At 64.2% G+C, this 26,535-nt stretch carries 24 protein-coding genes and 1 other RNA gene; 12 read left to right on the top strand and 13 right to left on the bottom strand.

The annotated features are described in order from the left end of the window. Positions 1-79 precede the first annotated feature (79 nt). From CAF53_RS13710 to ssrA, 3 genes are all read right to left on the bottom strand, one after another. Entirely contained in the window at positions 80-1,669 is a 1,590-nt protein-coding gene (locus CAF53_RS13710) for a hypothetical protein (protein WP_100238337.1), read from the bottom strand. 278 nt (positions 1,670-1,947) lie between these two features. After that, on the bottom strand, positions 1,948-2,331 hold the full coding sequence (locus tag CAF53_RS13705) for a hypothetical protein (RefSeq protein WP_100238336.1): 384 nt from the start codon (positions 2,329-2,331) through the stop codon (positions 1,948-1,950). Between the two features lie 289 nt (positions 2,332-2,620). Then, positions 2,621-2,966, bottom strand: a transfer-messenger RNA (tmRNA) gene (gene ssrA, locus CAF53_RS13700). A 23-nt stretch (positions 2,967-2,989) separates the two neighbouring features. On the opposite strand from ssrA, the gene CAF53_RS13695 reads away from it, so the two are divergent. From CAF53_RS13695 to CAF53_RS13670, 6 genes are all read left to right on the top strand, one after another. Further along, positions 2,990-3,742 carry an NRDE family protein gene (locus tag CAF53_RS13695; RefSeq protein ID WP_100238818.1) on the top strand — a complete coding sequence of 251 codons (753 nt, stop codon included), beginning with the start codon at positions 2,990-2,992 and terminating at the stop codon, positions 3,740-3,742. A 115-nt stretch (positions 3,743-3,857) separates the two neighbouring features. Then, the gene (locus CAF53_RS13690; RefSeq protein WP_046764458.1) at positions 3,858-4,448 is read left to right on the top strand and encodes an aminodeoxychorismate/anthranilate synthase component II; all 591 of its coding nucleotides are present in this window, start codon (positions 3,858-3,860) and stop codon (positions 4,446-4,448) included. Between the two features lie 115 nt (positions 4,449-4,563). Beyond that, complete coding sequence (gene trpD, locus CAF53_RS13685; RefSeq protein WP_046764459.1) at positions 4,564-5,571, top strand: anthranilate phosphoribosyltransferase; 1,008 nt, start codon at positions 4,564-4,566, stop codon at positions 5,569-5,571. Continuing rightward, complete coding sequence (gene trpC, locus CAF53_RS13680) at positions 5,568-6,359, top strand: indole-3-glycerol phosphate synthase TrpC (RefSeq protein WP_046764460.1); 792 nt, start codon at positions 5,568-5,570, stop codon at positions 6,357-6,359. The genes trpD and trpC overlap by 4 nt, the downstream gene beginning before the upstream one ends. After that, entirely contained in the window at positions 6,356-6,841 is a 486-nt protein-coding gene (gene moaC, locus CAF53_RS13675) for a cyclic pyranopterin monophosphate synthase MoaC (RefSeq protein WP_100238335.1), read from the top strand. The genes trpC and moaC overlap by 4 nt, the downstream gene beginning before the upstream one ends. Beyond that, positions 6,838-8,019, top strand: a complete 1,182-nt coding sequence (locus CAF53_RS13670; RefSeq protein ID WP_100238334.1) for a molybdopterin molybdotransferase MoeA — start codon at positions 6,838-6,840, stop codon at positions 8,017-8,019. The genes moaC and CAF53_RS13670 overlap by 4 nt, the downstream gene beginning before the upstream one ends. Positions 8,020-8,111: 92 nt before the next feature. Here CAF53_RS13670 and CAF53_RS27565 read toward each other — a convergent pair whose 3' ends face one another. Next, positions 8,112-8,270: a hypothetical protein gene (locus CAF53_RS27565; protein WP_197707417.1), complete on the bottom strand. Its 159-nt coding sequence runs from the start codon at positions 8,268-8,270 to the stop codon at positions 8,112-8,114. Between the two features lie 141 nt (positions 8,271-8,411). On the opposite strand from CAF53_RS27565, the gene CAF53_RS27100 reads away from it, so the two are divergent. Next, positions 8,412-9,161, top strand: a complete 750-nt coding sequence (locus CAF53_RS27100; RefSeq protein WP_157801264.1) for a hypothetical protein — start codon at positions 8,412-8,414, stop codon at positions 9,159-9,161. Positions 9,162-9,217: 56 nt separating this feature from the next. Here CAF53_RS27100 and CAF53_RS13665 read toward each other — a convergent pair whose 3' ends face one another. Then, positions 9,218-10,102 (bottom strand): IS1595 family transposase, encoded by an 885-nt coding sequence (locus tag CAF53_RS13665; protein ID WP_100238333.1) that lies wholly within the window; start codon positions 10,100-10,102, stop codon positions 9,218-9,220. A gap of 115 nt (positions 10,103-10,217) precedes the next feature. Between CAF53_RS13665 and lexA the strand changes: the two genes are divergently transcribed. Continuing rightward, complete coding sequence (gene lexA / locus CAF53_RS13660; protein WP_046764463.1) at positions 10,218-10,892, top strand: transcriptional repressor LexA; 675 nt, start codon at positions 10,218-10,220, stop codon at positions 10,890-10,892. Here lexA and CAF53_RS13655 read toward each other — a convergent pair. Continuing rightward, the gene (locus tag CAF53_RS13655; protein WP_242443443.1) at positions 10,883-12,949 is read right to left on the bottom strand and encodes a ComEC/Rec2 family competence protein; all 2,067 of its coding nucleotides are present in this window, start codon (positions 12,947-12,949) and stop codon (positions 10,883-10,885) included. The two genes, lexA and CAF53_RS13655, sit on opposite strands and share 10 nt — an antisense overlap. A 120-nt stretch (positions 12,950-13,069) precedes the next feature. Here CAF53_RS13655 and gltX point away from each other — a divergent pair, with 120 nt between their 5' ends. Beyond that, positions 13,070-14,524 (top strand): glutamate--tRNA ligase, encoded by a 1,455-nt coding sequence (gene gltX, locus CAF53_RS13650; protein ID WP_046764465.1) that lies wholly within the window; start codon positions 13,070-13,072, stop codon positions 14,522-14,524. A gap of 17 nt (positions 14,525-14,541) precedes the next feature. Continuing rightward, positions 14,542-15,828: a citrate synthase gene (locus tag CAF53_RS13645; protein ID WP_046764466.1), complete on the top strand. Its 1,287-nt coding sequence runs from the start codon at positions 14,542-14,544 to the stop codon at positions 15,826-15,828. 53 nt (positions 15,829-15,881) lie between these two features. Here CAF53_RS13645 and CAF53_RS13640 read toward each other — a convergent pair whose 3' ends face one another. The 4 genes from CAF53_RS13640 to CAF53_RS13625 all read right to left on the bottom strand — a co-directional run bounded on the left by CAF53_RS13640 (position 15,882) and on the right by CAF53_RS13625 (position 20,014). Further along, positions 15,882-17,261: a HAMP domain-containing sensor histidine kinase gene (locus CAF53_RS13640; protein ID WP_100238331.1), complete on the bottom strand. Its 1,380-nt coding sequence runs from the start codon at positions 17,259-17,261 to the stop codon at positions 15,882-15,884. Then, positions 17,261-18,343: a DUF2336 domain-containing protein gene (locus CAF53_RS13635; protein ID WP_242443442.1), complete on the bottom strand. Its 1,083-nt coding sequence runs from the start codon at positions 18,341-18,343 to the stop codon at positions 17,261-17,263. The genes CAF53_RS13640 and CAF53_RS13635 overlap by 1 nt, the downstream gene beginning before the upstream one ends. A gap of 125 nt (positions 18,344-18,468) precedes the next feature. Continuing rightward, on the bottom strand, positions 18,469-19,635 hold the full coding sequence (locus tag CAF53_RS13630) for a hypothetical protein (RefSeq protein WP_100238329.1): 1,167 nt from the start codon (positions 19,633-19,635) through the stop codon (positions 18,469-18,471). 76 nt (positions 19,636-19,711) lie between these two features. Further along, positions 19,712-20,014 carry a hypothetical protein gene (locus CAF53_RS13625; protein WP_046764470.1) on the bottom strand — a complete coding sequence of 101 codons (303 nt, stop codon included), beginning with the start codon at positions 20,012-20,014 and terminating at the stop codon, positions 19,712-19,714. Positions 20,015-20,093: 79 nt separating this feature from the next. Between CAF53_RS13625 and CAF53_RS13620 the strand changes: the two genes are divergently transcribed. Both CAF53_RS13620 and CAF53_RS27095 read left to right on the top strand, forming a co-directional pair. Beyond that, positions 20,094-22,766, top strand: a complete 2,673-nt coding sequence (locus CAF53_RS13620; protein ID WP_100238328.1) for a hypothetical protein — start codon at positions 20,094-20,096, stop codon at positions 22,764-22,766. 409 nt (positions 22,767-23,175) lie between these two features. Then, a complete protein-coding gene (locus CAF53_RS27095) occupies positions 23,176-23,688 on the top strand; it encodes a hypothetical protein (RefSeq protein WP_157801263.1) in 513 nt (170 codons plus the stop codon). A 156-nt stretch (positions 23,689-23,844) separates the two neighbouring features. Here the strand turns inward: CAF53_RS27095 and CAF53_RS13615 are convergent, their stop codons facing one another. From CAF53_RS13615 to CAF53_RS13605, 3 genes are read right to left on the bottom strand one after another with little or no spacing between them, the layout of a single operon-like run. Beyond that, entirely contained in the window at positions 23,845-24,105 is a 261-nt protein-coding gene (locus CAF53_RS13615; protein ID WP_046764472.1) for a DUF1467 family protein, read from the bottom strand. A gap of 11 nt (positions 24,106-24,116) precedes the next feature. Continuing rightward, on the bottom strand, positions 24,117-25,754 hold the full coding sequence (locus CAF53_RS13610) for a ribonuclease J (protein WP_046764473.1): 1,638 nt from the start codon (positions 25,752-25,754) through the stop codon (positions 24,117-24,119). Next, positions 25,754-26,533: a type III pantothenate kinase gene (locus CAF53_RS13605; protein ID WP_100238327.1), complete on the bottom strand. Its 780-nt coding sequence runs from the start codon at positions 26,531-26,533 to the stop codon at positions 25,754-25,756. The genes CAF53_RS13610 and CAF53_RS13605 overlap by 1 nt, the downstream gene beginning before the upstream one ends. Positions 26,534-26,535 lie beyond the last annotated feature (2 nt).

The following is a 26,535-nucleotide window of genomic DNA, read 5'->3' as shown; positions in this document are numbered from 1 at the left end:
CCCCAAAGAAATTCAGTGCAAAGAAGGCGGGGAAGCGCCGGATGCACGCTTCCCCGCCCCTGTTGAGGTCGGGAACCGATCAGGCGGTCGGGATGGCCGTGCAGTTCTTGCTCGTGCTGCCGAAGCTGGCCGTCACAGAGTTGCAAGTCCAACCGGCATACCAGGTGTCGTTGCTGTCCTTCACCGCGCCGATATAGTTGGTGGTGGTGAAGTTGCTGTCGACCGTCTTGGGATCGATCGCGGTGCGGGCGGTTTCGGTCGCACCGTTGATGAACAGGCTGGTCAGCGACGGGGTGTAGGTGAACGTGCTGTTCGGATCGGTCGTGAAGATCGACTGGACCAGCGCCACGTCCGCGCCGCCCGTGCCCTTGAACGGGGTGGCGTTGCATTGCATCACCACCGACAGGTAGCGCGGCTTGCCCGCGTCCTGAAGCGCGGCGTCGGCGTCGCGCACGGTCGTGGCGCTGTTGATGCGCAGGCAGCTCTGATCGGGGCTGACGATGATGCCGTTCACCATGGCCAGGTCGGCGCCGCCGCGCAGCATCATGGCCGCGCCGTCGTCGCCGGTGTTCGACCGCTGGATGTGGGTGAAGTTCGCCACCTTCAGATATTGGCGGGGCAGCGCATCCTCGCTCGCATTGCTGTTGACGGTCGATCCGTTGGAGTCCGTCTCGGTGAAGGTGTCGCCGATATTGGCGTTGGCGCGCTGGATCGAGATGATGAACTGCGCCGTACCGCGGAAGCCCACGTCGGTGTCGAGATTGTCGTCCTCGTTGCCGGTCAGGACCAGATATTTCATATGGGTCGAACCGCCGAACACCTCGATACCGTCGTCGGAGCTGTTGTGGACCTGGATATGGTCGATCTGCGTGCCGGTGCCTACGCCCGAGGGGGTCAGGCCCTGCAATTCCTTGCCGTTCGACAGCACGAAGCCCGAATAGCGAATCTGCACATAGCTGAGGCGGCCAGAATTGTCGGCATCGTCCGCGCCGCCGTAAATGGCGTTGCTGGTGCCTTCGGTGTCACGCGTACAGGCGGTGGTGCCCGGCGCGGCGGCCGGTGCGTCGCAATCGGTGATCTTCGCGCGGCCGAGCAGCACGATGCCGCCCCACTGGCCCGACGACTGGTCGGTCGCGGCGCCGGTCACGTTTTCGCGGCTGGTGAAGACGATCGGGCTGGCGGCGGTGCCGACGGCGTTGATCTTGTTGCCGCGATTGACCGCCAGATAGGCGTTGCCGGTGCTGGCGAAGACCACGACGCCCGGATCGATCGACAGGGTGACGTTGGAGCCGGTGCTCGCGGCGCCCTGGTCGGTGCCGACATCGACGCGGCCGGGCAGCGAGTAGATAACGCCCGTGGTCTTGGCGATCGCCGTCGTGCTGTTGAAACGGGCCGGGAAGGCGCAATTGCGCCAGGTGTTGCTGCCGTCGGTGATGGTGCCCAGATCCTGCAACTGGTCGGAACCGGCGATCGTCGGGCAACCCGAAGCCGGCGTCACCGCCGTCGGTGTAGGCGTCGGCGTGGGGGTCGGAGTCGGCGTCGGGGTGGGCGTCGGCAGGACGATCGTGCCCTCACCGGGCGAAGCGATGTCGTCGGCGCCGCAAGCGCTGAGCGCCGCGCAGGCGCAGCCCGCCATGAGGATGGTCTGGATACGGTTAATCTTGGCCATGTCGTCTCCGCTCCGGCGCAAGCCGGCTTGTGATGAGATGCGGAGCGCAAGGGGAACTCGAATCGGACAACGCCCCCTGTCGCCCTCTGAACGGGCAGCTAGGGCGTGCAGATGACAGCGTGATTTTGATTTAGTGACGAAACGGCGTCTTTAAGATGACGTTTTGAAGACACTTATTTCATTTGCATGACATGCCGTGAGACACAAAAGCAGGGGCGCCATCCCTACGCCAGGATGACGCCCCCTCTCCCTGCACCCAGGGCTTTCGCCGCGCGCATTCAGCGCATGGCGTATTGCGCGTTCAGACGGCCCATCGCCCGCCGCGCGATCTCGCGCGAGGAGGACTCGTTGCCATCGGCCGTCACCAGCATCGAATCCGGCGCGAAACGGGCAGCCTTATAGGCGGCACGCGCAGCCTGCATCTTGCCCATGCCGGCATAGGCATTACCGAGGTTGATGAGCCTTGCGGGATCGTTGGCCGCGTCGGGACGCACGACTTCCAGCCGCTGGGCCGCATGGACATAATCGCCCGAGACCAGCGCACCGGAGGCCAGGCGGCCATCGGGCACGCCCACCACGACCACCTCGTCAGGTGCCGCGAAAGCCATGGTCGGCGCGATTGCAGCCAGCACCAGACCGAAAGTCGCAGCCACCATCTTCATCCCGATTCTCCCAAAAAAACTTTCTAGCATAGGTCTTAGTATTTCACTTTGATGACATGGGGACAAGACTGGAACAAAGGCCGAAAAAGGATTTTTATCTCTTTTAAAACAATGGTTTGCAATTTTTACGCAATAATGTCATAAAAATGTAATTGAATGAATGGGTTACGCGGCGCCCGATTCGAATCGCAAAAGGGCGCATGACGGTCCATCGACCGCGCGCCGGGAAAAGTCCGAAAATGTCATGAAGGTCCGGAGGGTTCTGTTGCCCGGCCCCTCCGGAGGCCGCTGAATTCCCTTCTGTTGCCCGGTGGGTTCAACCGCGTTCTTTTTGAGTAATGTCCGGCCGTGAGGCCATCAATTACGCAGCAAGAGCAAGAGCCTCGTTATCGTTGGCACTTGTGAGTTTTGAACCTTTTTACGGCGTACTCAGGCCGGGTGAAAATATCGCTTTTCAACACACGTCGATCCTAGTTCGGCCCCGTCAATCACCCCGGCAAGACCGGGATAAATGGTGGAGCCGCCGGGTACCGCCCCCGGGTCCGCTGCGCCTATTACACGACACGATTTATCACCATAGCCGGGCGAACCCGGCAGGGGCCTATATGGAGAGACGCAGACGGTTTATCAAGCCGTCCCGGATCAGGAGGAAGACCGCATGTGCATCATGGCCATGGCTTGGAACGCGCATCCGCGCTGGCGGCTGATCCTGATCGGCAATCGCGACGAGTTGCACGCCCGCCCCGCCGCGCCGCTCGCGCGCTGGGATCAGCCCGCTTCCCTGATCGCGGGCCGCGACCTGCTGTCCGGCGGAACCTGGCTGGGCGTGTCCGAACAGGGTCGCGCCGCCATCGTCACCAATTTGCGCGGCTATGGCGCCCCAGATCCCGATCGCGCTTCCCGCGGAGTGCTGGTGGCGGACCTGCTGGCGGGCCGGAAAACAGCGCCTCTGGATGATTTCAACCCCTTCAACCTCATCCTCGTCGACGGGGAACAGGCCCATTTCCTGTCCAACCGCCCGGCGCCGCTGCGCACCGAACTCGCCCCCGGTCTCTACGGCCTCTCCAACGGGACGCTCGACGCGCCCTGGCCCAAGACGCTGGCGCTCAAATCCGCCCTGCTCGACTGGCTGGTGGCGGGAGCCGCCGATCCCCTCCCGCTGTTCGACGCCCTGCGCACGGAAACCCTTCCCCATGCGGGCATAGCCCCCGACACGCCCTCCGACGTTCCGGCCGAAGCACGGGTCTCCCCCATCTTCATCCGCAATCCCACCTACGGCACCCGTTGCAGCACGATCGTCGCGATCGACGCGCAAGGCGAGGGCACGATTACCGAACGCCGCTTCGATTCCGAGGGCAAACAAAGCGGGGAAAGCAGCATTGCTTTCACATGGCCTGCACCGGCCGAATGACGGCCGGCGGCGATTTTTCGAATCTGACCACCCTCGTCATCCCGAAATGCCCCATGGCTTGCATCCCTCGATCGACCCACTTTCCCAACCCTCGATCCCACGCTAAAGCCGTTTCATGATCCTCGTCATCGACAATTACGACAGCTTCACCTGGAACCTCGTCCATTACCTCATGGAATTGGGCGCGCAGGTGGAGGTCGTCCGCAACGACGCCATTTCCGCTGGGCAAGCGCTCTCCAGCGGCGCGCAGGCCTTCCTGCTTTCGCCCGGCCCCTGCACCCCCAATGAGGCGGGAGTCAGCCTCGACCTCGTCGCCGCCTGCGCCGACGCGGGCGCGCCGTTGCTCGGCGTGTGCCTAGGCCACCAGTCGATCGGCCAGCATTTCGGCGGCAGGGTGGTCCGTGGCGGCCTGATGCATGGCAAGACATCGCCCGTCACCCATGACGGCACCGGTCTGTTCGCAGGCCTGCCCTCCCCCTTCACCGCCACCCGCTATCACTCGCTGATCGTCGAGGACATTCCCGAAACCCTGATCGTCAACGCCACCAGCGAGGACGGATCGGTCATGGGCTTCCGTCACCGCGACCTGCCGATCCATTCGGTCCAGTTCCACCCGGAAAGCATCGCCACCGAACATGGCCATGACATGCTGGCGAATTTCATGCGGATCGCGGGCATCCCGGTTCACGAACGCACCGCCGCCTGACCCGCTTTCGTGCGGGCCTGCCGTGTCGCCTTTGCCAGGCTGAAACAGCTTGCACGAAGACTTTCCTGCGGCACCATCTCGACTCCGGCCCGATCCCGTGATTAAGGCAGCGTCGATGACCCGCCTGCCCGACCCCAAGCTGCCCGATCCCAGCGGCCCCCTTGACGCGCAACAGGCCGCCGCGGCCTTTGACCTGCTGTTCGATGCCAACCTGCCGCAAGAGGACATCGCCAGCTTCCTCGTCACCATGGCCCGCCGCGGCGAGACGGCCACGGAAATCGCCGCGGCGGCCCGCGCCATGCGGGCCCGCATGATCCCGGTCAGTGCTCCGGCAAATGCCATCGACGTCTGCGGCACGGGCGGGGACGGCCACCATACGCTGAACGTCTCGACCGCCGTATCGCTGGTGGTCGCGGCCAGTGGCACCCCCGTTGCCAAACACGGCAACCGCGCCGCCTCCTCCAAGGCGGGCGCTGCCGACACGCTCGAAGCGCTTGGCCTCGACCTCGACCGCGCCGCCGCGACGGCCGAAGCGACGCTGGCCGACCTTGGCATCTGTTTCCTCTTCGCGCAGAATTATCATCCCGCGCTCAAAGGGCTCGCTTCCATCCGCAAGGCGATCGGCGAACGCACCATCTTCAACCTGATGGGTCCGCTCGCCAATCCGGCCCGGGTACGCCGCCAGCTGGTGGGCATCGCCCGCCCGGACTATGTCCCCATCTATGCCGAAGCGCTGGCGGCCCTTGGCGTCGACCATGCCATGATCGTGTCCGGTGACGAAGGGCTGGACGAACTGTCGCTGGCGGGCGGCAACGACCTGGCCGAGGTGAAGGGCAACAGCCTGGTCGCCATGCACCGCCTGACCGCCGCGGAACTCGGCCTCTCCACCCATCCGGTCGATGCGATCCGGGGCGGCGACCCCGCCCATAATGCCGCTGCCCTGCGCGCCCTGTTGCAAGGCGAAACGGGGCCTTATCGCGACGCGGTGCTGCTGAACGCCGCCGCCGCCCTTGTCGTCGCGGACGCTGTCGCCGATTTCCGCGAAGGCGTGGAAGAAGCCGCCGAAACCATCGATCGCGGCCTTGCCAACGCGCTCCTCAATTGCTGGATTGCCTATAAATGACCAACAAGCTGATCGAAATCTGCGATGTGAAGCGAGAGGAAGTCGCCCGCCGCAAGGCCGCGATCACCGTATCCACCCTGCATGCCCGCGCCGCCGAGCAGACGCCGCCGCGCGGTTTCCGCAAGGCACTGGACGATGCCGCCCGCTCCGGCTTCGGCCTGATCGCGGAGATCAAGAAGGCCAGCCCGTCCAAGGGCCTGATCCGCCCCGATTTCGACCCGCCCGCCCATGCGCAGGCCTATGCGGCGGGCGGCGCGGCCTGCCTTTCGGTGTTGACCGACGAGCCCTATTTCCAGGGTCATGACGACTATCTGATGGCCGCTCGTTCGGCCTGCGCCCTGCCGGTGCTGCGCAAGGATTTCATGGTCGATCCCTGGCAGGTGCTGGAAAGCCGATCCTTGGGTGCCGACGCGATCCTGATCATCGTCGCCGCGCTGGACGACGGCCAAATGGCGGAGATCGAGGATGCGGCCCTCGGCCTTGGCATGGATGCCCTGATCGAAGTCCATGACGCGCAGGAACTGGAGCGCGCGATGAAACTCCGCTCCCGCCTGATCGGCGTCAATAATCGCGATCTGCGGGACTTCACGGTGGATTTCGCCCGTACTTATGAGCTGGTGGGGCAGGCTCCCGAAGGCTGCACCTTCGTCGCGGAAAGCGGCATCGGCAGCCATGCGGACCTCACGGCCATGGCGGACCATGGCGTGCGCTGTTTCCTGGTCGGGGAAACGCTGATGCGCCAGGCCGATGTGGAAGCCGCCACGCGCAACCTGCTGACGGGACGATGAGCAAGCTCACCCATCTGGACGCGGACGGCGCGGCCCATATGGTCGATGTCTCGGCCAAGGCCATGACCGCCCGCGAAGCGATCGCCACCGGCCGCATCACCATGAGCGGGGAGGCCGCCGCCGCCATCGCGCAGGGACTGGTGAAGAAGGGCGATGTCCTGGCCGTCGCCCGCGTCGCCGGGATCATGGCCGCCAAGCGCACCGCCGATTTGATCCCGCTCTGCCACCCGATCGCGCTCAGCAGCGTGACGGTCGATTTCGATCTCGATGCTACGGGCGTGACCGTCACCGCCACCGCCAGAACCACGGGCCAGACCGGCGTCGAGATGGAAGCGCTCACCGCCGCGACGGTCGCCCTGCTGACCGTCTATGACATGGCCAAGGCGCTGGACAAGGCCATGGTCATCGGGGAAGTCCGCCTGCTGGCCAAGAGCGGCGGCAAGTCCGGCGCCTGGACGGCCCAGGATGGACGCGCGGCATGAGCCTGCTCCCGGTCGCAGAAGCGCAACGCCGGCTGATGGCATTGGCCGAGCCGCTTCCGACCGAGGACATGCCGATTCCCGCCTGCGCGCGACGCTGGCTCACCCGTGACCTCCCGGCTCTGCGCGATCAGCCCTGGGCCGATCTCTCCGCCATGGACGGCTATGCGATCCGCGCCGCCGAATGGCCCGGCCCATGGCAGGTGACGGGCGAAAGCGCGGCGGGCGGATCATTGCCATCCGCCCTCGCGCCCGGCCAGGCCTGCCGCATCTTCACCGGCGCGCCATTGCCGGAAGGCGCGGACGGCGTGCTGATCCAGGAAGATGCGGCAAGGGAGGGCCATGTCATCCGCTCTACCGAGGGACCGCTGGCGCGGGGCCGCAACGTGCGGCCCGCGGCCTCGGATTTTGGCAAAGGCGGTCTTCTCCTGCCCGCAGGCACCGCGCTCGGTCCGGCCCAGATCGCCCTCGCCGTCCTGGGCGGCCATGGCTCCTTGCCGGTCGCGCGTCCCGCTCGCATCGCCCTGCTTTCGACCGGCGACGAGTTGGTGCCGCCGGGCACGCCCGCCCGGCCCGGCCAATTGCCCGCTTCCAATGCACCGATGTTGGCCGCGCTGCTGGGCGGGTTGCCCTGCGAAGTCGTCGACCTCGGCATCATTCGCGACGATCTCGACAGCATGGCCGCTATTTTCAGTCGCGCCGGGCAAGCCGACATCATCGTCTCGACCGGTGGTGCGTCGGTCGGCGATCATGACATCGTCCGCCCCGCCTTCACCAAGGCGGGCGGCTCGCTCGATTTCTGGAAGATCAGGATGCGGCCCGGCAAACCCCTGATGGCGGGCACCTTGGGTTCCGCCGTCTTCCTGGGCCTGCCCGGCAATCCCGTGTCCGCCTTCGTCACCGCGACCCTTTTCCTGCTTCCGCTGGTGCGGCATCTCATGGGCTCGGTCGCCCCCCTGCCCCGGACGGCGCCCGCGACGCTTACCGCCCCCCTTCCCGCGACCGGTGAACGCGACGATTATCTGCGCGCTTATCGCAGCGAGGCCGGCATCGTCTCCCTCACCTCCCAGGACAGCGCGGCGACCGCCGCCATGGCGATGGCCGATTGCCTGATAATACGCCCCGCCGGATCACCCCCGGCCGTTGCGGGGGATGCCGTCACAATCCTCCCCCTGGCATAAGGAAAGGGGCCGCGAAGCGACCCCTTCCAGTGCGGTCCTGATGCTGAAATCCGGCGCCATTCCTGTCCGTGACCGAATGACGGCCGACCCGATCAGCGCTGTTGCTTTCCGGGCGCCTTGTCCTGACGGCGTTCATCGCCCATCTGACCCTGCCGGTTTTCCTGCTGCTGCTGGCGTCCACCCTGGCTGGAACGATCACCGCCCTGTTGATCACGGCGCTGATTCTTGTCCTGATTATTCTGGTTGGCCATCTTACTCTCCTATTCACCTCCTTGAAGGGAGGCCGCTATAGAACGGCCCGTGGACGCTGGCGTTCCGGCAAATGCGGCCAACGGTTAAGCGCTTGGTGATTATCCCTTTCCGACAAGTAGGAGGCTGTGATATGCGAGCGCATGGGAATGCCGAGTCGAATCCATCTGGCGGATGCAAATTACCTACTGATTTTGCAAAGCCCGTTGCTTTTCCTCTGCGGGAAATGGCTGGAAGCCAACCCGCAATACCGATGGGTCACGGCGGTGCCTGACTGGGCATATCCTTTCTCCATAGGAGTCGCCCTTGCAACGCTATGGTATGACCTACTTCGCGGGAATGACTCTCGCGTTTGGCAGTTCTGGCATAAAGTTAGCGACAAGTTTGAGGTTGCCCATCTCCATGCGGGGCATTGGTCAGGCCCTGAGTGGGGCGGTGTCATGCCTGCTACCGATATTGGCGTTCGGCTCAGAATAAGATTTATCCGCAAAGTCCGGCGCGTCGATTTAGTTCTGCGCGTATACTCATGCACAGGTCGAGGTCAGCAACCTTTTGAATATGTGCTGAAAATCGCGAACAGCTATAATGCCCAAGCGGGGCAGACACTTGATATTCCAATTGTTGATATGGGCATCCCAACAGCGGGATGGGATCACAAAAGGAAGCGCGGCTGGGGGCCGCTCAAAACAGAGAATTTTATTGGCGGGTCGAGAAACGTAGCCATCCTTGAGTGTCACGGGCGATGGCTGACGCAGCGGAGAAAAATCTATATAGAAATGATCAGTCACGTTGGCCAAAAGCTTTCGCCATGCCTCTATGTCCAAGAGGAGGGCGATGACGTTTTTGATACGTCAGCACAAAACAAGCTTGGAATTTACCGATATGACGGATGATACGAATAAGCGCTTCGACCGACTACTAGATGCAATGGCCCACGGCCACGCGCCTGTCAGCGGGAAAAAGAAACCATTAGGCGATCCAGCATCAGATGCGGAACGTCGCGCATATTGTGGCGAAACTCGAACTCCGCGAGATACTTCGAAAGATGCTTCTCGCTGACATGAATGTGAGTGCCGTTGATCCCGCGCTTTAGCTGCGCCCAAAAACCTTCGATGCCATTCACGGTCGTTCCAGTCGGGCCGACATACTGATCGGCGCTGTGGTTGACGGTCTTGTGCCAGTAGCCCTTGAACTCGCCCAAATTATCGTAGCTGATTAGTTCGTCCGTGTGGATTTCGCTGTAGGGCTTCACGTTGTTGAAAACGTGCGGTTCCAGCGTTGCGCGCTTCCGGTTCGGAACAACGCGGGTGATAACGTCGCCGTTGCGCTCGTGCATTCCGATCACGATGGCCTTGTTGTCACGGTAGTTACCCGCGCCTTTACCTTCCTGCTTGCCGCCGATGTAGGTTTCATCGACTTCCACGATCTTGCCGAAGCCGCCCACCGGATCATCGCCGTCAAATTGTCCCATATATTCGCGGATCATGTGGCACATGCGCCAAGCAGTCTTGTAGGTCACGCCTAGCTGGCGCTCGACTTCCTTGGCGGCAACGCCGTTCCGCGAAGCGCAGAACTGGAACATGACAAAGAACCAATCGCGCAGACTGGTGCGAGTGCGGTCAAAGGGCGTTCCAGCAGTCGGGTAAACCTGCGCGCCGCAATACTCGCAAGCGTAGGAGCGGCGGCCCTTCACGCGGTAGAAATGAGCCGACTTGCCGCACTTCTCGCAATCATGGCGGTTCCCGTAGCGGACGCGCATCAGATGATCGAGGCAGCTATCCTCAGTCGGGAAGCGGTCTTGGAACTGGCGCAGCGTAGGGGCTTTGTTGCTCATGCCTATTCTATGCCATATCCGCTTACTTGTTTCAAGGGGATAATAACCAAGCGCTTGACTTCCCCTTTTTCGTTTCCTATGCGTTCTCCATCCGTTCCAAGGAGGGCAAGCAGGCATGTTGACCATCAAGCAACAGGAATTGCTGAGCTTCATTCAGACCCGGCTGGAGGAGGGAGGCGTGTCCCCGTCCTTCGAGGAAATGAAGGAAGCGCTGGATCTCAGGTCCAAATCCGGCATCCATCGCCTGATCAATGCGCTGGAGGAGCGCGGTTTCATCCGTCGGCTGCCCAACCGCGCCCGCGCGCTGGAGGTTCTGAAACTTCCCGAGGCCATGCATCGCAATGCGCCGAAAGTCATCACGCCGCCCAAGCCGCAACTGGTGGCAAGCGCTCCGATCGCCGCCAATGACGTGCTGGAAATCCCTCTGCACGGACGGATTGCGGCGGGCGTGCCGATCGAGGCCCTGGAAGGGCAGAACATGCTCTCCGTGCCGGCGGCGCTGCTGGGTTCCGGCGACCATTATGCGCTGGAGGTTGCGGGTGATTCCATGATGGAGGCGGGCATTCTCGACGGCGACTTCGCATTGATCCAGCGAACCGACGTCGCGCGGGAAGGACAGATCGTCGTTGCCCTGATCGACGACAGCGAAGCGACGCTCAAATATTTCCGGCGCGAAGGACCCAAGGTCCGGCTCGATCCGGCGAACAGCGCCTATGAGCCGCAAATCTACGATCCGCAGCAGGTCCGCATCCAGGGCAAGCTCGCAGGATTGCTGCGCCGCTATAATTGAGAGGATCGGCGCAGCCTGAACGCGGACCGCGCAATCCAGGGATGCTCGTCATCCACGCTTCTGACGGTGCGGACGAAGGGGACTTCGAGGTCAATGGCCAGCCCTCCGGTCCGCGCAAGCAGGCGCCGGTCCGCTTTCAGCCAGCGTGGACGGCAGGAAACGGGGAGGAACCGGTCGCTGATCACGATATCCGCCCGTGCACAGTCTCGGGCCAGCACCCCGCTCTCGATCCTGGCGCTGCTCCGCGTCACCAGTATGTCCCAGTTCCGTCCATCGCCCTTCAACCGTACCGCACAAAGGTCAGGTGAACAGCGCGATGCTGGCATGGCAGCCATCGCTTCCAGCATACCGTCATAGCCGGCGGTTTCGGCGAGCGCATCGCGCACATAGCCTCCGGCCCTCTCCCGCAAAATAGCCATGCCCCCGCTCGCGGTCCGGACCGCCACATGACGACCGTCTCCCGTTATCAACAAGGTGGGCGGCCCGCTTTTCAGGATCATCGCTACGCCCGCCGCCGCGGGGATCAGCCCTACCCAGCGCCATCGGCTGCGCCACAGCAGGCACCAGAGCAGGCCTGCAAGGATCAGCGCGAAAATCCCGCCGGACTGCGCGGATGATCGCATGATCGCCCAGGGACTGGACGCCACCCCATGCGCAACGAGCAGCAACAGATCGAGCGCGCGTGCAGTGAGCCACCAGAAGGGCGCGCCCCATCCACACAGATCGAACAGCAAGGCGAGCGCTTCCAGCGGCATGATGACAAAGGTGGTGAGCGGAATCGCCACCAGATTGGCGATGGCCCCCAACATTCCCGCCTTGTGAAAATGGAAGATGGCGATCGGCGCAAGCACCAGTTCCACCACCAGCCCCGTCGCCAGCATGGCCAGCAAGTGCCGGCCCAACCGACGCCAACTGGCCTCTTCCCGTGCGGCGATGAAGCCCCGGAAACGCGGATGCTCACCCAACGCGACCAGCGCGACCACGGCGGCGAAGCTCATCTGGAAACTGGGACCCACCAACGCCTCCGGCCAGGCCAGCAGCACCACCAGCGCACCGGCCGCAACCAACCGCAATGTGATGGCGTCCCGCCCCATGGCCAGCCCGCCCAGCACCAGCAAGGCGGCGACGCAGGACCGCACGGTCGGCACTTCCGCTCCGGTCAGCAATGTATAGCCGATGCCCGCAAGCGCGCCGCCGCCCGCCGCGATCAGCATCAACGGCCAATCCAGCGCCGCCCGCCGGCTGAGCGCCATCGCCCGCATCAACAGGAACACGACCGCCGCGATGAGAGCCGTCACATGCAGGCCGCTGATCGACAGCAAGTGCGCGAGGCCGCTGCGCCGCATCGCCTCGGCATCATCCTCCGCGATCGCCCCCTGATCCCCCGTCGCCAGCGCGGCGGCGATGCCACCGCCGGCGCCGGGAATCTGCCCAACGATATGCGCGAACAGCCGCTCCCTCATCGGCGGCGGCGCGGAAGCCGGTCGCAATAGCGCGATCGGCTTGAGAACGCGGCCCGTCGCCCCGATGCCGTCGAAATAGGCCCGCCGCGCAAAATCATATCCACCAGGCAGGCCCGGCGATGCAGGCGGCATCAATCTTGTACGAAAACGCACGACCGCGCCTCTCCCCAGGCCGGCGGGTGTCAGTTCATCGTCCAGATTGACCCGGATGAGCGGCGGCAGGCCAGGGGCGTCAATCGGCCGCACCAGCATGCGACTCATCTTCTGAGCCGGGACCGGATTGAGCCGTTTCACCTCTCCGCTCACCTCGACGAACACCGCCTGGGCCAATGGCGGCGCACCCAAAAACGTCGCCTTCCCCCAGATCAGTACGCAGCCGAAACAGGCCATCATGCTTCCGATCAGGACCGCCCGGCGCAGCCGCCCGCCGCTCGGCAGGAGCAACGCGGCACAGGCCAGGGCCAGTGAAGCGCTACAAAAGGCCAGCCATCCCAATCTGTTAGGCAAAGAAAACCAGGCCGCAATTCCCGCACCGAGCGCCACGGGGACCCATAGCGGCAGCTGCTCGCGCTCCTCCTCCAGCCAGGCTTCCACCCTCTCCAAAAGCGACAGCGCGCCGTGTCGGCCATAACCGACAACGGAGGTTTGTCGTGGCTCGAAAGCCATGCTAGGGGGCGTCGCGATCATGGATAGGCCAGGTGGATATCGGAGCGAATGTCAGGGAATGAAGCGGTGAGTGCCACGGGTTCGAACAGACAGGTAGTAACCCGTTTTGCGCCGTCGCCCACCGGTTTTCTTCATATCGGGGGGGCGCGGACCGCGCTGTTCAACTGGCTGTTCGCGCGCCATCATGGTGGCAGGTTCCTGCTGCGGATCGAGGATACCGATCGTGCCCGCTCGACGCAGGAGGCGGTCGCCGCAATCTTCGACGGACTGGAATGGCTGGGCCTTGGCGGCGACGAACCGGCGGTGTTCCAGTTCGAACGAACGCCCCGCCATGCCGAGGTCGCCAACCAGTTGCTCGCGGCCGGCCATGCCTATCGCTGCTATGCGACGCCCGAGGAACTGGCCGAATTGCGCGAACAGCAGCGCGCCGCCAAGCAGCCGATGCGCTATGACGGTCGCTGGCGCGACCGCTCCCCGGAGGAAGCTCCCGAAGGCGCGCCCCATGTCATTCGCCTGAAGGCCCCGCGAACCGGCGAAACCGTCATCGAGGACGCCGTGCAGGGGCGCGTCGTCGTCCAGAATGCGGAGCTGGACGACATGATCCTCCTGCGCTCCGACGGCACGCCGACTTACATGCTGGCCGTGGTGGTCGACGACCATGACATGGGCGTGACCCACGTCATTCGCGGCGACGATCATCTCAACAATGCATTCCGGCAGCTCGGCATCATAAGGGCGATGAATTGGGAAGAGCCGATCTACGCCCATATCCCCCTGATCCACGGATCGGACGGGGCCAAGCTGTCAAAGCGCCACGGCGCGCTCGGCGTCGACGCCTATCGCGACGAAATGGGCATGCTGCCCGAAGCGGTGCTCAACTATCTGCTGCGCCTGGGCTGGGGCCATGGCGACGAGGAGATCATCTCCCGCGACCGCGCGGTCGAGCTGTTCGATATTGCAGGCGTCGGCCGCTCGCCCTCGCGCTTCGACATCAAGAAGCTGGAGAATCTCAACGGTCATTATCTGCGTGAAGCGGACGATGCGCGCCTGGCCGCGCTGGTGGCGCCCCGGATCGCGCAAAGACTGGCCATCGTCCTTCCGGCAGGCGCGGAAAAGCTGCTGACCGACGCCATGCCCTCCCTCAAGCCCCGCGCCAAGACGCTTAACGAAATTGCCGAGGGCGCAGAATATTTGTTCAAAAATTGCCCACTGGATTTTGACGACAAGGCCCTTGCTCTGCTAGACGACTCGGCGCGCGCGCTGCTGGGACAGACAGCCGACGCTCTTGCACCCGTCCCATCCTGGACGGTCGAAGCGATCGAGGAAGCGATACGCCGCGTGGCAGAGGATGCCGGCCTCGGGCTTGGAAAGGTCGCGCAGCCTTTGCGCGCGGCGTTGACCGGTCGCACGGTTTCGCCGGGAATTTTCGACGTCCTTTTCCTTCTGGGGAAGGCGGAGAGCTTGGAACGATTGGCCGCTGTGAGGCACGCATCGACCAATTGAAGTATCAGGAGAATACCATGTCGGATAACAATGCCACTTTGAGCGTCGGCGGAGACGCGAAGGACTATGCCATTCTGAACGGCACGGTCGGACCGCAGGTCATCGACGTCCGCAAGCTCTACGCCAACACCGGCATGTTCACCTACGATCCCGGCTTCACCTCGACCGCCAGCTGCGATTCGGGTCTGACCTATATCGACGGCGACGCCGGCGTACTGCTGCACCGTGGTTATCCGATCGACCAGCTCGCCGAACAGTCGAGCTTCATGGAAGTGTCCTACCTCCTCCTCAACGGCGAACTGCCCTCGAAGAAGGAATTGGAGGACTTCACCCGCACGATCACGCGCCACACCATGGTGCATGAACAGCTCACCACCTTCTATCGCGGTTTCCGCCGCGACGCGCACCCGATGGCGATCATGTGCGGCGTGGTCGGCGCGCTGTCGGCCTTCTACCACGACTCGACCGACATCAACGACCCGGAACAGCGCAAGATCGCCAGCCACCGCCTGATCGCCAAGATGCCGACGATCGCCGCCATGGCGTACAAATATTCGGTGGGTCAGCCCTTCGTCTATCCGCGCAACGACCTGTCCTACACCGCCAACTTCCTGAACATGACCTTCTCGGTCCCGGCGGAGGAATATGTCATCGACCCGGTCGTCGTCGACGCGATGGACAAGATCTTCACCCTGCACGCCGACCATGAGCAGAACGCCTCGACATCGACCGTGCGTCTGGCGGGTTCCTCGGGCGCCAACCCCTTCGCCTGCATCGCGGCGGGCATCGCCTGCCTGTGGGGTCCGGCGCATGGCGGCGCGAACGAAGCCGCGCTCAACATGCTGCGCGAGATCGGCACCGTCGACCGCATTCCGGAATATATCGCCCGCGCCAAGAACAAGGACGATCCGTTCCGCCTGATGGGCTTCGGACATCGCGTCTACAAGAATTACGACCCGCGCGCGACCGTGATGCAGAAGACCGCGAAGGACGTTCTCGCCAAGCTGGGCGTCAACGATCCGATCTTCGACGTGGCGAAGGAACTGGAGCAGATCGCGCTCCACGATCCTTATTTCATCGAGAAGAAGCTTTACCCGAACGTCGACTTCTACTCGGGCGTGATCCTCTCGGCCATCGGCTTCCCGACCGAGATGTTCACCGTGCTCTTCGCGCTGGCCCGCACCGTCGGCTGGGTCGCGCAGTGGAACGAAATGATCTCCGACCCAGCGCAGAAGATCGGCCGTCCGCGCCAGCTCTACACCGGCCCGTCGCAGCGCGACTATGTGCCGGTCGAAAAGCGCTAATCCGCTTTCATCGCTTCAAGAAGACGGCGCCCAACCGGGCGCCGTTTTTCGTTTCAGTCCAAAGCGGGCAGCAGCAGGGCAAACCTCGCGCCGCCATCGGGCGCGTCACCGATACCAATGTCACCGCCCATCGCCCGTGCCAGCCGCCGCGAAATATAAAGGCCAAGCCCACTGCCCCCGGCATCGCTGCGGCCGAGGCGCTCGAACTTCTCGAAAATCCGCTCACGGCTGTCTTCCGGCACGCCGTCCCCCTGGTCCAGGACCGCGATCCACGCCTGCTCACCGGCCCGTCCCGTCTCGATCCGCACGATCGATCCTTCCGGAGCGTAACGCACCGCATTGCCCACCAGGTTCATCAATATCTGCAAGGCCCGGCGGAATTCCCCCACCGCGGGCTGCGACGCTTCCACTTCCGGCGCCACGATGGAAATCCCGCGATCCATCGCCTTGACGAGGAACAGGCCTGCCGCCCGCCGCCCAAGATCCGCCAGGTCCAGTTCTTCGGCGATGACGGTAAAATCGGGCCGGTCGATCGCCTGGAGATCGGCCAGATCGTCGATCAGCGCCATCAGATGCCGCCCCGCCGCCGCTATGTCATTGGCATAGCCCACATAATCCGGCCGCAGGGGACCTTCGAACTGGGCCCCGATCGAATCGGCATTGGCAATGATCCGTCCCAACGGCTGGCGCAGCGACCGGTCCAGACGCTTCCCGAATTCGGCGGGATAAAGTACCGCCGGCTCCGGCTCGGCGAGCGGCGCCATGACCGCCCGGTCGATCGGCAGCGCCTTGCCGCGATAGCCCACCAACTGCCCCGCAAGGTCGAACATCGGGAAACCCGACAAGGCGAAATGCTGCGCCGCATCGCTTGCCAGGCTGGCCGATTGTCCGCGAAAGGCACGCCGCTGGGCGAAACCCCGCAATATGGGCAGATCACCCTCTCCGTCAGGCCGTAATTCGAAATAGCTGGTGAAGGGGCTGCCCGGCACAGGTGACGTGCCCGGCAATATCCCCTGTGCACCCTGCCCTTCCAACACCATCTGGAACCGCAACTGCGTGTCGATCTGCCAGGTCCAGCCCTCGGACAAGGCCGCAATGTCCATATCCCGCTGGGCCAGATCGACAGGCACGGCGGCGGGAGGTCGCTCATACCAGTCGATGATCGCCATCTGGATGGAAGCACCATCGGGCTTGGCCCGGACCCACATGTCTATGTCACCGCGATCGGCCGCTGCCACCACCGGTCGCGACACCCCGATGCCCAGCTTCGCCGCCAGCCGCGCTATCGCCGCGAGTTGCGGAATCGCCAGAACTTCGCCCAGTTCGCCGCCCGCCTCCTGCTGCAAGGCGAGCAGGGGCGCGTCCGCGCTCAGCAATCGGCCATCCGCGGCGACCGTCGCCCGGATGACGGCGGGATGCGACGGCATGTGCATCAACCAGTGATCCGCCGCAAATGATCCAGCTTGGCCCGCAGGGCGACAGGCGTACGCATGACGCTCACAGCGGCATCCGCCTGCTCCACCGTCAAATCCTGATAGCGCAGCGCCTCGCCGACGATCCGCGTATCGGAGAGTGACGGCCGTACCGGGCGCAAGGCCAGCAGCAGATGCCGGTAATCGGAATCCGATCCGCCCAGCGCCCGGCACAAGGCCGCCACCTGCCCGACCGGTCCCATCACCAGAATGTCCGCGACTTGAACGCTCTCCATGCGCAAACGCCGCCCGGCCAATGCGGTGAACAGCAGGAACCGTCGTTGCGCCAGCGCCGCGCCCATCAGTTCCGGCGCATCGGCACGCTCCCCCAGCGACCGAACCAGCCGGTCCGCAGCGGCTATCGGCCCCGTTGCCTCATCATGGCGCGCAAGCAACACCTGTCCTGCCGCCTCGAACACAGGCAAGACCGCGTCCGGGTCCACCGTCCCGCTCCGCTGCGCCACCGCCGCCAGGCAAGCCGTCGCGGTCCAGAGCAATTCCGCGAAATGTCCAGCCGGCAGGTCCGGCGGCATGGGCTGGTCCTCCGCGCCGGTCGTCAGCCAGCGCCCCTCCGCCAGCGTCAGCGCGGCCATCGCATCGCCAATCGACATATCATCGGCAGAGAAGAGTGGCCCCGCCTCCGATTCGCCATGGTCGCCATCCGGCCGCCCGAACTGCCGCAACATCAGGCTCAATCCGCCCCGCATCTGCATATGCGCCAGCAGAGCCGGCCCCAGCAAGGTCGGCTGTCCACATATAGTGGGCCAGCAGATCGGTTGCGGCCATTGCTCCAGAGCCGCCGCGATTTCGGGCGTTTGCTCCAGCGCCAGCCGCAGTCCGATCTCGATCGCGGTCAGGCATCCGCCCAGATGCCGCCGCGTCTCCGCCATCAGCGCGTCATGACGGTCCCGTCCATCGTCGGGAAAGAAAAACGCCAGATCAATGGCATGCCCGACGGGCACGGCGGACATGCCGGCCATGACCTGCGCCATCGGCCAGTTGTCCGCAGCCGTCGATCCGATCAGGGACGAAAAGGCGCTCATACAGGCCAGCATAATGGCACGTCGTTAAAATGCACTAAACCGTAACGAGCAAAATCGCGCCGAGCGTTTTTCGATCCGATCGAACCATATCGACCGCCGGCCGACGCCATTCGACGGGAAATCGCTCAATCGCGACGCAGCAGGATCATCGCCCCGGCCGAGACGATGGCGCAGGCCATCGCCACTTCCGCCATCAACGCCAGCGAACCCGTCAGCGCCGCGGCCAGCAGCAGGATCAAGGCGCTGGCCGGGGTGAAGATCATCCACGGCCGCACCGTGCCCACCTTGCGCCAGCGATCCGCCATCTGGATGATCGCCAGCAACAGCGCCAGATAGCTGGACACCGTCCCCTGCCCCGACAGCGCGATCCCGGCCACGGCAAAGGCCGGCGCGACAAAGGCGATCCATCCCATCGGCAGGGGGCGCAGCGCCATTTCGTCAAGCCGGTCCGCCGTTTCCGCCAATAACAGCGACAGCAGCAGCAGGCAAAGGCCCGCCCCCGTCCAAGACAGCTCGATCGGCACCAGCGCGATCGCACCCAGGGCCATGGCCGCAATTCGCACCTGCAAGGCAGGCACCTGCATCCGCATCAGCGCAGGCGCCGCCAGGCGCGCCGCCGGCACCAGCAGATATTGCTCTGCCGCGCCGCGCACCCGCAACCCGCGCGGCCCATGAGACAGCACGGCCTGCGCCGCCAGATCCGCCTGATCCTGCGCCTCGACCAGCGCCACCCGGCCTTCCATCAGATCGTCCTGCGGCACGGTGACGCGCCGCGCCCCGGCCTGCACCGCTGCCCGCACCAGGGTCAGCGACAGGTCCCACTCCCCGATCATGTCGAGCGTGTTGAACAGCAGATCCGGGCTGATCCGCGCCAGGCCCGCCCAGCGCTGCCCCGCGTCGATCCGCTCGAACGGGGCGCTGGCGCGGCTGTCGTCGGCGACGAGCAGGGCATTGCCCTCATTCTTCGCCATGGCTTCGAAATAGGCCTGCCCCACGATCGCACCGTCGGCCACCAGCAGCGTATCGGCATGGCGCGGCGCGTCGCGCACCATCGACACCATGTCGCGGATCAGCGCGACGGCGATCCCGTCCGCCGACAGCCGGTCGACCGCCTGCGACAAGGCGGGCGTGATCACGCTCACCAGGATCATGATTCGGTCGGCGCCCGCCCGCGTCGCCTGCCGCGCCTGATATTCCACCAGCGTCTGCCCCGCGAAATGCAGGCTGGCGCGCAGCGATCCAGCGGCATCGTTGGATGCCCGGCTGGCGCTAAGAATTGCCGCAAAAGTCATGCGTGATGAAACCGACCCGATCTTTGTTCAGCCCACCTTGTTACAAGGCGGACGCGATCACGCAAGCCGACTGACCTCAATCCCGCGCAAGATCGCTTAGCGACGCACGCAAAAGCCGCAAAATCCGGGGATCGCCCGGCGCCGCATCGGCGGCCTCATCGGCCATCGCCATCAGGCTGGTCAGCCCGAAGCTCGCCGCCAGCCCCTTCAGACGCCAGGCCGCGAGCTGCCAGTTCGCATCGCATCGGGCCCGGCCCAGCAGATCAAGCTGCCGTTCCGCGCTTTCCATGAAGGCAATGCGCAGATCCTCAATCAATCGACTGTCTTCACCGACAGCAGCGGCCAAAGCCGCATTCAGGGCGCCTGGATCATAGGACATGGGGCAGACGCTATCTGGCTTGCGTTAAGTTTTGGTAACAGGGCATTTTCGTGCGCGCAAAAGCTGCTAGGATGACGGCATGAACGGGGGCAGCACCATAGTCGAATTCTGGCGTGACCAGGACCGGAAGGCCGATGAGGCGTCGCAGGCGGATGATACCCTGCTGTTGAAACAGGCCGTCATGGATTTGGACGAAGACCATGCCATGCCGGAAACCGGCGCGCGCGGTCTGAGCGGGACGCAATGGGCGTTTCTGGCGGGCGGCCTGCTCTGGGTCGGCTTTGCCGGCTGGGCGACCCTGTCGTCCGGCCAGTGGCGCGGCGGACCGGCGGCATGGCCGGGGCTGGTCGCCACCATCCTCGTTCCGCTGATCCTGCTGGGCGTCTGCTATCTGCTGCTGCTGCGCAACAGCCGGACCGAAGCGCGCCGCTATCTCGACACCGCCCGGGCGCTGCGGACGGAGGCGGAACTGCTCGAACTGCGGCTCGGCCGGATCGCCGGGCAACTCGAAACGGCCCGCCAGACCATGCAGGATCAGGCGGAATTGCTCGACAGCTATGGCGCCGCCGCGAGCAGCAATATGGAGGCATCGGCCGAACTGATCGCGGGCCGCGCCAACAGCACCGCCGAACGCGCCGAAGCGGCCGAACGGGCGGGGCTGGCGCTGGTGCAGCGGATGGAAACGCTGATCGGCTCCATTCCCGAACTGGAGGAGCGCGCGACCCGCATGTCGGCGCAGATCGTCGACAACGGTCATGCCCTGTCGGAACGGATCGACATGCTGGAGGCGCGGCTGCACGCGATCGGCGAATTGTCCGACGATGCCCGCACGCGCACGCTCTCCGCCACCAAGAGCCTGTCGAGTCAACTCACCCAGCTTCAGGAAGCCACCCGTTCCACGACGCAGGAGGTGAACGGCATGGCCGACATCGCCGCCGCGCGGATCGACGCGACAATGGAAAGCGCGCGCAGGGCGATGGAGGAAAGCTGGCAGGATCTGGAGCAGAGATCGGTCGTTCTGGGCGACCTGACCAGCCGCACCAAGGAAGAGGTGGCGGAGACCACCCAGTCGGTGATCGCGCTGCTGACGCAGGAGTTGAACCGGGTCGAGATCGACGTGCTCCATCGCCTGGAAACCACCCATGGCCGCGCGCAGGAAACCATGGCGGAGGTGGACGCCAATCTGACGGCGCAGGCCCTGTCGCTCAAATCGCTGATCGAAGGTGCGCAGGCCGGGATCGCCGCCACCAGCCAGTCGGCGCTTTCCGCCCTGTCGCGCGACGCGGAAACGGTCGAGTCCGAATTGCGCCGGCGTATCGAGGTTGCCGTGACGCAGGCCCGCGAAGGCATGGCGATCACCGATGAGGGCCTTTCGCGTCAGAGCGAGGCGCTCGACGCGCTGATCGCGCGTTCCCGCGACGGCATTGCCGCGATCGGCGATGAAACCGTCGCCAATCTGGCCGATCATGTCGGCGAGGTCGAAAGCCGGCTGCATCAGATCAACGATCTGGTCGAGGGACAGCGCACTCTGGTCGCCGGGCTTCAGAACAGCCTCAACGATGCGGTCGGTTCCGCCGAGACGCGCTTCGCCGCGATGGAGGAAACCGCCCTCGCCCGCAATGAGCGGCTCACAGCGGCGCTCATACGCCTCACCGCCGAGACGCAGCGCATCGACGGCGCGCTGGCGGCTGGCGGCATGACCGCGGAAAAGCTGATCGGCAGCGCCGAAACGCTGATGCTTGCATTGGATTCCAGCGTGCGGGAACTGGACGAGACCTTCCCCGCCGCGCTGGAGCGTTTCAATGGGCGGATCGAGACCAGCCGCACCCTGCTCGACAGCGCCGCGCCGGAAATCGAGCGGCTGGAAGCCATTTCCGAGGCGCTGGTCGGCCGCACGCAGGAGGCCGAGGAACTGCTGCGCGGCCAGGGTCGGCGCCTCAGCGAATGGCTGGAAAGCACGCAGAGCGGCGTCGACGCCAATCGCGAACTGGTCGAACGGCTGCGCACCGCGCTCGACAATGCGCATCAGGACGCGACGCGGATCACGGAGGGCGCCGGACCGCTGCTCGTCACCGCCCTGCTCCGGGTCAAGGATACCGCCGATCAGGCCGCAGAGCGTGCTCGCCAGGCCTTGAGCCGTGCCATCCCCGACGCTGCCCAATCGCTCGCCGACGCCAGCGAGGAAGCGATGGAGCGGGTCATCGGCGACAAGATCGCCACCCAGATCGAACAGGTGGCAAAGGTCGCGGAGGAGGCCGTCAAGGCGGCGCATCAGGCGTCCGACCGCCTCACCCGCCAGTTGCTGACGATCGCCGACACCAGCGCCACGGTCGAGGCCCGGATCGAAGAAGCGGAACGTGCCGCCGAGGACCGGGATCGCGATCATTTCGCGCGCCGTTCCGCGCTGATCATCGAATCGCTCAACAGCACCGCGATCGACGTTGCCAAGATATTGTCCAACGACGTGACCGATTCCGCCTGGTCATCCTATCTGAAGGGCGATCGCGGCGTTTTCACCCGCCGCGCGGTCAAGCTGCTGGATGCGGGCGAATCCCGCGAAATCGCGCTGCATTACGACAATGATCCTGAATTCCAGGATCATGTGAACCGCTACATCCACGATTTCGAATCGATGCTGCGGATCATCCTGTCGGCCCGTGACGGCAATGCGCTGGGCGTGGCGATCCTGTCGTCGGACATGGGCAAGCTCTATGTCGCGCTGGCGCAGGCGATCGAACGGTTGCGGCAATAGCGCTTCGCTTCCGGCGAAGATCCCCTCCTCCGAAGCGATGGACAGCGGCCCGGTATGGTCGCTGAAACTGTGCGTTTCACGCCGAAGTTCACAGTGTACGCGCGCGCATGCCTGCGCGCGCGTGGGCGTGGTGGCGCGATTGGTCGGACATGTCAAAGAGGGGTGCGGGATAGAGCCGTCGGCGGGGAATAGGACAGGTTCCATCGCTCCTATCGGAGAAATAGGATGCTTTTGGAGGATGCTGTGGCCATTGGGTTACGCATGGTCCTTAAAGGACGGGCCAAAGCGACGATCATTTGCCCTTTACCCCCCGGTTTCCGCCGCTGGATGCACCTCTTGCTCTCGATTATAGGTTGGATAATATGCCGGGATGAAGACACCCAGGGCCAGAAATAGAGGCAGGTTGTGGGTGTTCGTTATTATCGGAATTGCGGACACGTCATTCGTGGCAGCGCTTGCCAAATCTCCACCTCCCCTTCCGGTTGCCATTCAACAAATCATCGACGACGATGCCGCAATATGCCGGCAACTCACTGGGCGGCGCGGCAAGACGGGGGATATGGTTCGCAGGCTGGATGCGAATGGTGATGGTTTGACAGATTATCTGGTTTTTAGCGGCAGTTACGTCTGTCCCGGCGCGCTTTCGGCGTTTACGCCCACGGCGACTGCGGGTGTTTCGACATATCTTTTCCTTGGCCGAGCCGATGGTCAGATCCAGCGAATGTGGTCAGGCGATAGTTGGGGACCAGAAATCACCCAACAAGGCCGCCGAACCACCATCACATTCCAGATGACCGGAATTGCCTGCGGCGATGATCGTGGCGGCGAAGTGTCGGTTGCTGATCGCTATTCCTGCAAGCTGGAATTGCGGCCCGATCCTAAGGGCCGGTGGGGCCTGCGAAGTGGGCTTCCGTCAAACTGACTGATCCAGGCTCGGCTCTCTTTTCGGGAATGTGCGGCCAAGGACAAGTGGGGGCCTGGGTCAAGTCCGCAGCGGCCAGTTCAAGACATTACCGTTCCCGTCACCCCGGGCTTGAGCCGGGGTGACGAGTGGAGCATTTCCGCTCACCACCCGCAATCAGCCGATATGCGTCCACCGCTCCAGCGTGACCCATCCTTCGACATAATTGGCGTAATATATTCCGAACAAGGCCGCAGACAGAAGCGTCGCGCGGAACGCAACCACCCCTGGCCGGAAGTTGCTCGGCGCGCTGTCCGCCTGCCCCTTCAGCAACGCTTCACCCGTTTCATCGGGCGTGCGGATGCCGAAGGGCAAGACGACAAACGCGCTGATCACCCAGAACAGCACATAGATGGCGAAGATGGCGTACCAGTTCATGGGCGTCAGGCTTAGGCGCGAATGAGCAGCACGTCCACTACCGGCTTCTTGCCCGTCCAGCGCGTCGCCGTGCGCCGCACCGCCAGACGCACACGTTCGCGCAAGGCGTCCTCCTCCTGCGATCCCTTGGCGACCGCGCCGGCCGCTTCTTCCGCGGCCTCTTCCAGAAAGGCCGCTTTGTCTTCCTCCACCGGAACGCCCTGCGTCCGCAAGGCGGGCGTCCCAATAACCCGTCCCTTGCCGTCCAGCGCCACGGCAACGCTGATCTGGCCGTGCAGGGAGACCTTCCGCCGCTCATTCATGGTCGAACCGTCCGACGGCAGGATGACATCGCCATCCAGCACCAGACGCCCGGTCGCTTCATGACCAATAATCTCCGGCCCGTTCGGCGCCAGCCGCAGCACATCGCCATTGGACTGCACGACCGCGCTCGGCACGCCGCTCGACAGGCCCAGCCGCGCCTGTTCGGCCATATGACGCCGCTCGCCATGGACCGGCAGCAGGATCTGCGGCCGCACCCAGCGATACATGGACTCCAGTTCGGGACGCCCCGGATGGCCCGACACATGGACCTCCGCCTGGCGATCCGTCACCATCAGCACGCCCTTGGCGGCCAGCGCGTTCTGGATACGGCCGATGGCGATCTCATTGCCCGGAATCTGCTTGGAGGAGAAGACGACCAGATCGCCCTCGTCCAGCTTGATCGGATGGCTGTCGAAGGCGATGCGGGAGAGCGCGGCCCGCGCCTCCCCCTGCCCGCCGGTGGCGATGATCATCACCTCGTTGTGCGGGAGCGCCATGACATCGTCCCAATCGACGGTCGGTGGGAAATCCCTGAGGTAACCCGCCGTCCGCGCCGTCGAAATGATCCGGTCGAGCGACCGCCCCGCCACGCAGAGCTTGCGCCCCATGGCGTTGGCGACCTCGCCCAGCGTTTGCAACCGCGCTGCGTTGGAAGCGAAGGTCGTGACCAGCACGCGCCCCTTGGCGCCCTTGATCGTCTCCATCAGCCCTTGACGAACATCGCCCTCGGAACCACTGGCCTCGGCATTGAAGACATTGGTGCTGTCGCAGACCAGCGCCAGCACGCCTTCGTCCCCGATCGCGGTCAGTTCTTCGGGCGTGGAGGGCTGGCCGAGCAGCGGGGTCTCATCGAGCTTCCAATCGCCGGTATGGAAAACCTTGCCATAAGGCGTGTCGATCAGCACCGCATTGCCTTCGGGGATCGAATGGGCGAGCGGCACATAGCGGAAGCCGAACGGCCCCAGCGCGAAACTGCCCTCATTGTCGATGACGTTCAGCTCGACCTCTTGGGTGAGCCCCTCCTCTTCCAGCTTCAGCCGGATCAGCCCCGCGGTGAAGGGCGTCGCATAAAGCGGCACGCCAAGGTCAGCGGCGAGATAGGGAATAGCGCCGATATGGTCCTCATGCCCATGGGTCAGGACGATGCCGAGCAGGTCGTCCTTGCGTTCCTCGATAAAGGCAAGGTCCGGCAGCACCAGCTCCACGCCGGGATAGGCCGGATCGGCAAAGGTCAGGCCCAGATCGACCATCACCCATTTGCCCTGGCAACCGTAGAGATTGACATTCATGCCGATCTCCCCCGACCCGCCAAGGGCCAGGAAGATCAACTCATTTCCAGGTGTCATTATGGTTTCAAACTCCGTTCATGCAGCAGTGCGAGGCCCAGGATCGTGAGATCGGGCGCGATCGCATCGAAAATATCGCTATTGTCATCAAAGAGGACCGCCAGGCCCCCCGTCGAAATCACCTTGGCTGGACGGCCGATTTCAGCCCGCATACGGGCAACCAATCCCTCCATCATCGCCACATAGCCCCAGAATACGCCGATATGCATCTGCGCTTCGGTGGTGCGACCGATAACCGACCGGTTCTCCGGTGGCGCGATCGCTATCTTGGGCAGTTTCGCCGCCGCCGCCACCAGCGCATCCAGCGACAGGTTGATGCCCGGCGCGATGATGCCGCCCTTGTACGCGCCGTGATAGTCGATCACGTCGAAAGTGGTCGCGGTGCCGAAATCGATGACGATGAGGTCGCCCTGGTAGAGATGGTGGGCGGCGATGGCATTTACAACCCGGTCCGCACCGACCGAGGCCGGTTCGGCGACATCGAGTTCGATCCCCCACTCCACCGGCGCCTGCCCGGCGACCAGAGCGGTCGTCTTGAAATATTTCTCGGCCAGCACCTGAAGATTATGCAGCGCGCGTGGCACCACAGTGGCGATGATGACCGCCTCCACATCCACGATCTTGTACCCTTCCAGCATCAAAAGCTGGTTCAGCCACACCGCATATTCGTCGGCGGTGCGCCGGGGATCGGTGGCAATCCGCCAGCGGGCGCGGATTTCCCGCCCCTCAAGCAGTGCAAAAACCACATTGGTGTTACCCGCGTCGATCGCGAGAAGCATGG

Source organism: Sphingobium sp. LB126, from assembly GCF_002795205.1.
GTDB classification, from domain to species: domain Bacteria; phylum Pseudomonadota; class Alphaproteobacteria; order Sphingomonadales; family Sphingomonadaceae; genus Sphingobium; species Sphingobium chungbukense.
This window is presented reverse-complemented; position numbering and strand designations above follow the sequence as displayed.

What these genes read in the sequence shown, in the direction of transcription:
- CAF53_RS13695 (WP_100238818.1), top strand. Translation starts at nt 2,990, where the DNA reads ATGTGCATCATGGCCATGGCTTGGAACGCGCATCCGCGCTGGCGGCTG.
- lexA (WP_046764463.1), top strand. Translation starts at nt 10,218, where the DNA reads ATGTTGACCATCAAGCAACAGGAATTGCTGAGCTTCATTCAGACCCGG.
- CAF53_RS27100 (WP_157801264.1), top strand. Translation starts at nt 8,412, where the DNA reads ATGGGAATGCCGAGTCGAATCCATCTGGCGGATGCAAATTACCTACTG.
- CAF53_RS13710 (WP_100238337.1), bottom strand. Translation starts at nt 1,669, where the DNA reads ATGGCCAAGATTAACCGTATCCAGACCATCCTCATGGCGGGCTGCGCC.
- moaC (WP_100238335.1), top strand. Translation starts at nt 6,356, where the DNA reads ATGAGCAAGCTCACCCATCTGGACGCGGACGGCGCGGCCCATATGGTC.
- CAF53_RS13665 (WP_100238333.1), bottom strand. Translation starts at nt 10,102, where the DNA reads ATGAGCAACAAAGCCCCTACGCTGCGCCAGTTCCAAGACCGCTTCCCG.
- CAF53_RS27565 (WP_197707417.1), bottom strand. Translation starts at nt 8,270, where the DNA reads ATGGCCAACCAGAATAATCAGGACAAGAATCAGCGCCGTGATCAACAG.
- CAF53_RS13620 (WP_100238328.1), top strand. Translation starts at nt 20,094, where the DNA reads ATGAACGGGGGCAGCACCATAGTCGAATTCTGGCGTGACCAGGACCGG.
- CAF53_RS13670 (WP_100238334.1), top strand. Translation starts at nt 6,838, where the DNA reads ATGAGCCTGCTCCCGGTCGCAGAAGCGCAACGCCGGCTGATGGCATTG.
- CAF53_RS13640 (WP_100238331.1), bottom strand. Translation starts at nt 17,261, where the DNA reads ATGCACATGCCGTCGCATCCCGCCGTCATCCGGGCGACGGTCGCCGCG.
- CAF53_RS13645 (WP_046764466.1), top strand. Translation starts at nt 14,542, where the DNA reads ATGTCGGATAACAATGCCACTTTGAGCGTCGGCGGAGACGCGAAGGAC.
- CAF53_RS13625 (WP_046764470.1), bottom strand. Translation starts at nt 20,014, where the DNA reads ATGTCCTATGATCCAGGCGCCCTGAATGCGGCTTTGGCCGCTGCTGTC.
- CAF53_RS13635 (WP_242443442.1), bottom strand. Translation starts at nt 18,343, where the DNA reads ATGAGCGCCTTTTCGTCCCTGATCGGATCGACGGCTGCGGACAACTGG.
- CAF53_RS13605 (WP_100238327.1), bottom strand. Translation starts at nt 26,533, where the DNA reads ATGCTTCTCGCGATCGACGCGGGTAACACCAATGTGGTTTTTGCACTG.
- trpD (WP_046764459.1), top strand. Translation starts at nt 4,564, where the DNA reads ATGACCCGCCTGCCCGACCCCAAGCTGCCCGATCCCAGCGGCCCCCTT.
- trpC (WP_046764460.1), top strand. Translation starts at nt 5,568, where the DNA reads ATGACCAACAAGCTGATCGAAATCTGCGATGTGAAGCGAGAGGAAGTC.
- CAF53_RS13705 (WP_100238336.1), bottom strand. Translation starts at nt 2,331, where the DNA reads ATGAAGATGGTGGCTGCGACTTTCGGTCTGGTGCTGGCTGCAATCGCG.
- CAF53_RS13690 (WP_046764458.1), top strand. Translation starts at nt 3,858, where the DNA reads ATGATCCTCGTCATCGACAATTACGACAGCTTCACCTGGAACCTCGTC.
- CAF53_RS13630 (WP_100238329.1), bottom strand. Translation starts at nt 19,635, where the DNA reads ATGACTTTTGCGGCAATTCTTAGCGCCAGCCGGGCATCCAACGATGCC.
- gltX (WP_046764465.1), top strand. Translation starts at nt 13,070, where the DNA reads ATGTCAGGGAATGAAGCGGTGAGTGCCACGGGTTCGAACAGACAGGTA.
- CAF53_RS13610 (WP_046764473.1), bottom strand. Translation starts at nt 25,754, where the DNA reads ATGACACCTGGAAATGAGTTGATCTTCCTGGCCCTTGGCGGGTCGGGG.
- CAF53_RS13615 (WP_046764472.1), bottom strand. Translation starts at nt 24,105, where the DNA reads ATGAACTGGTACGCCATCTTCGCCATCTATGTGCTGTTCTGGGTGATC.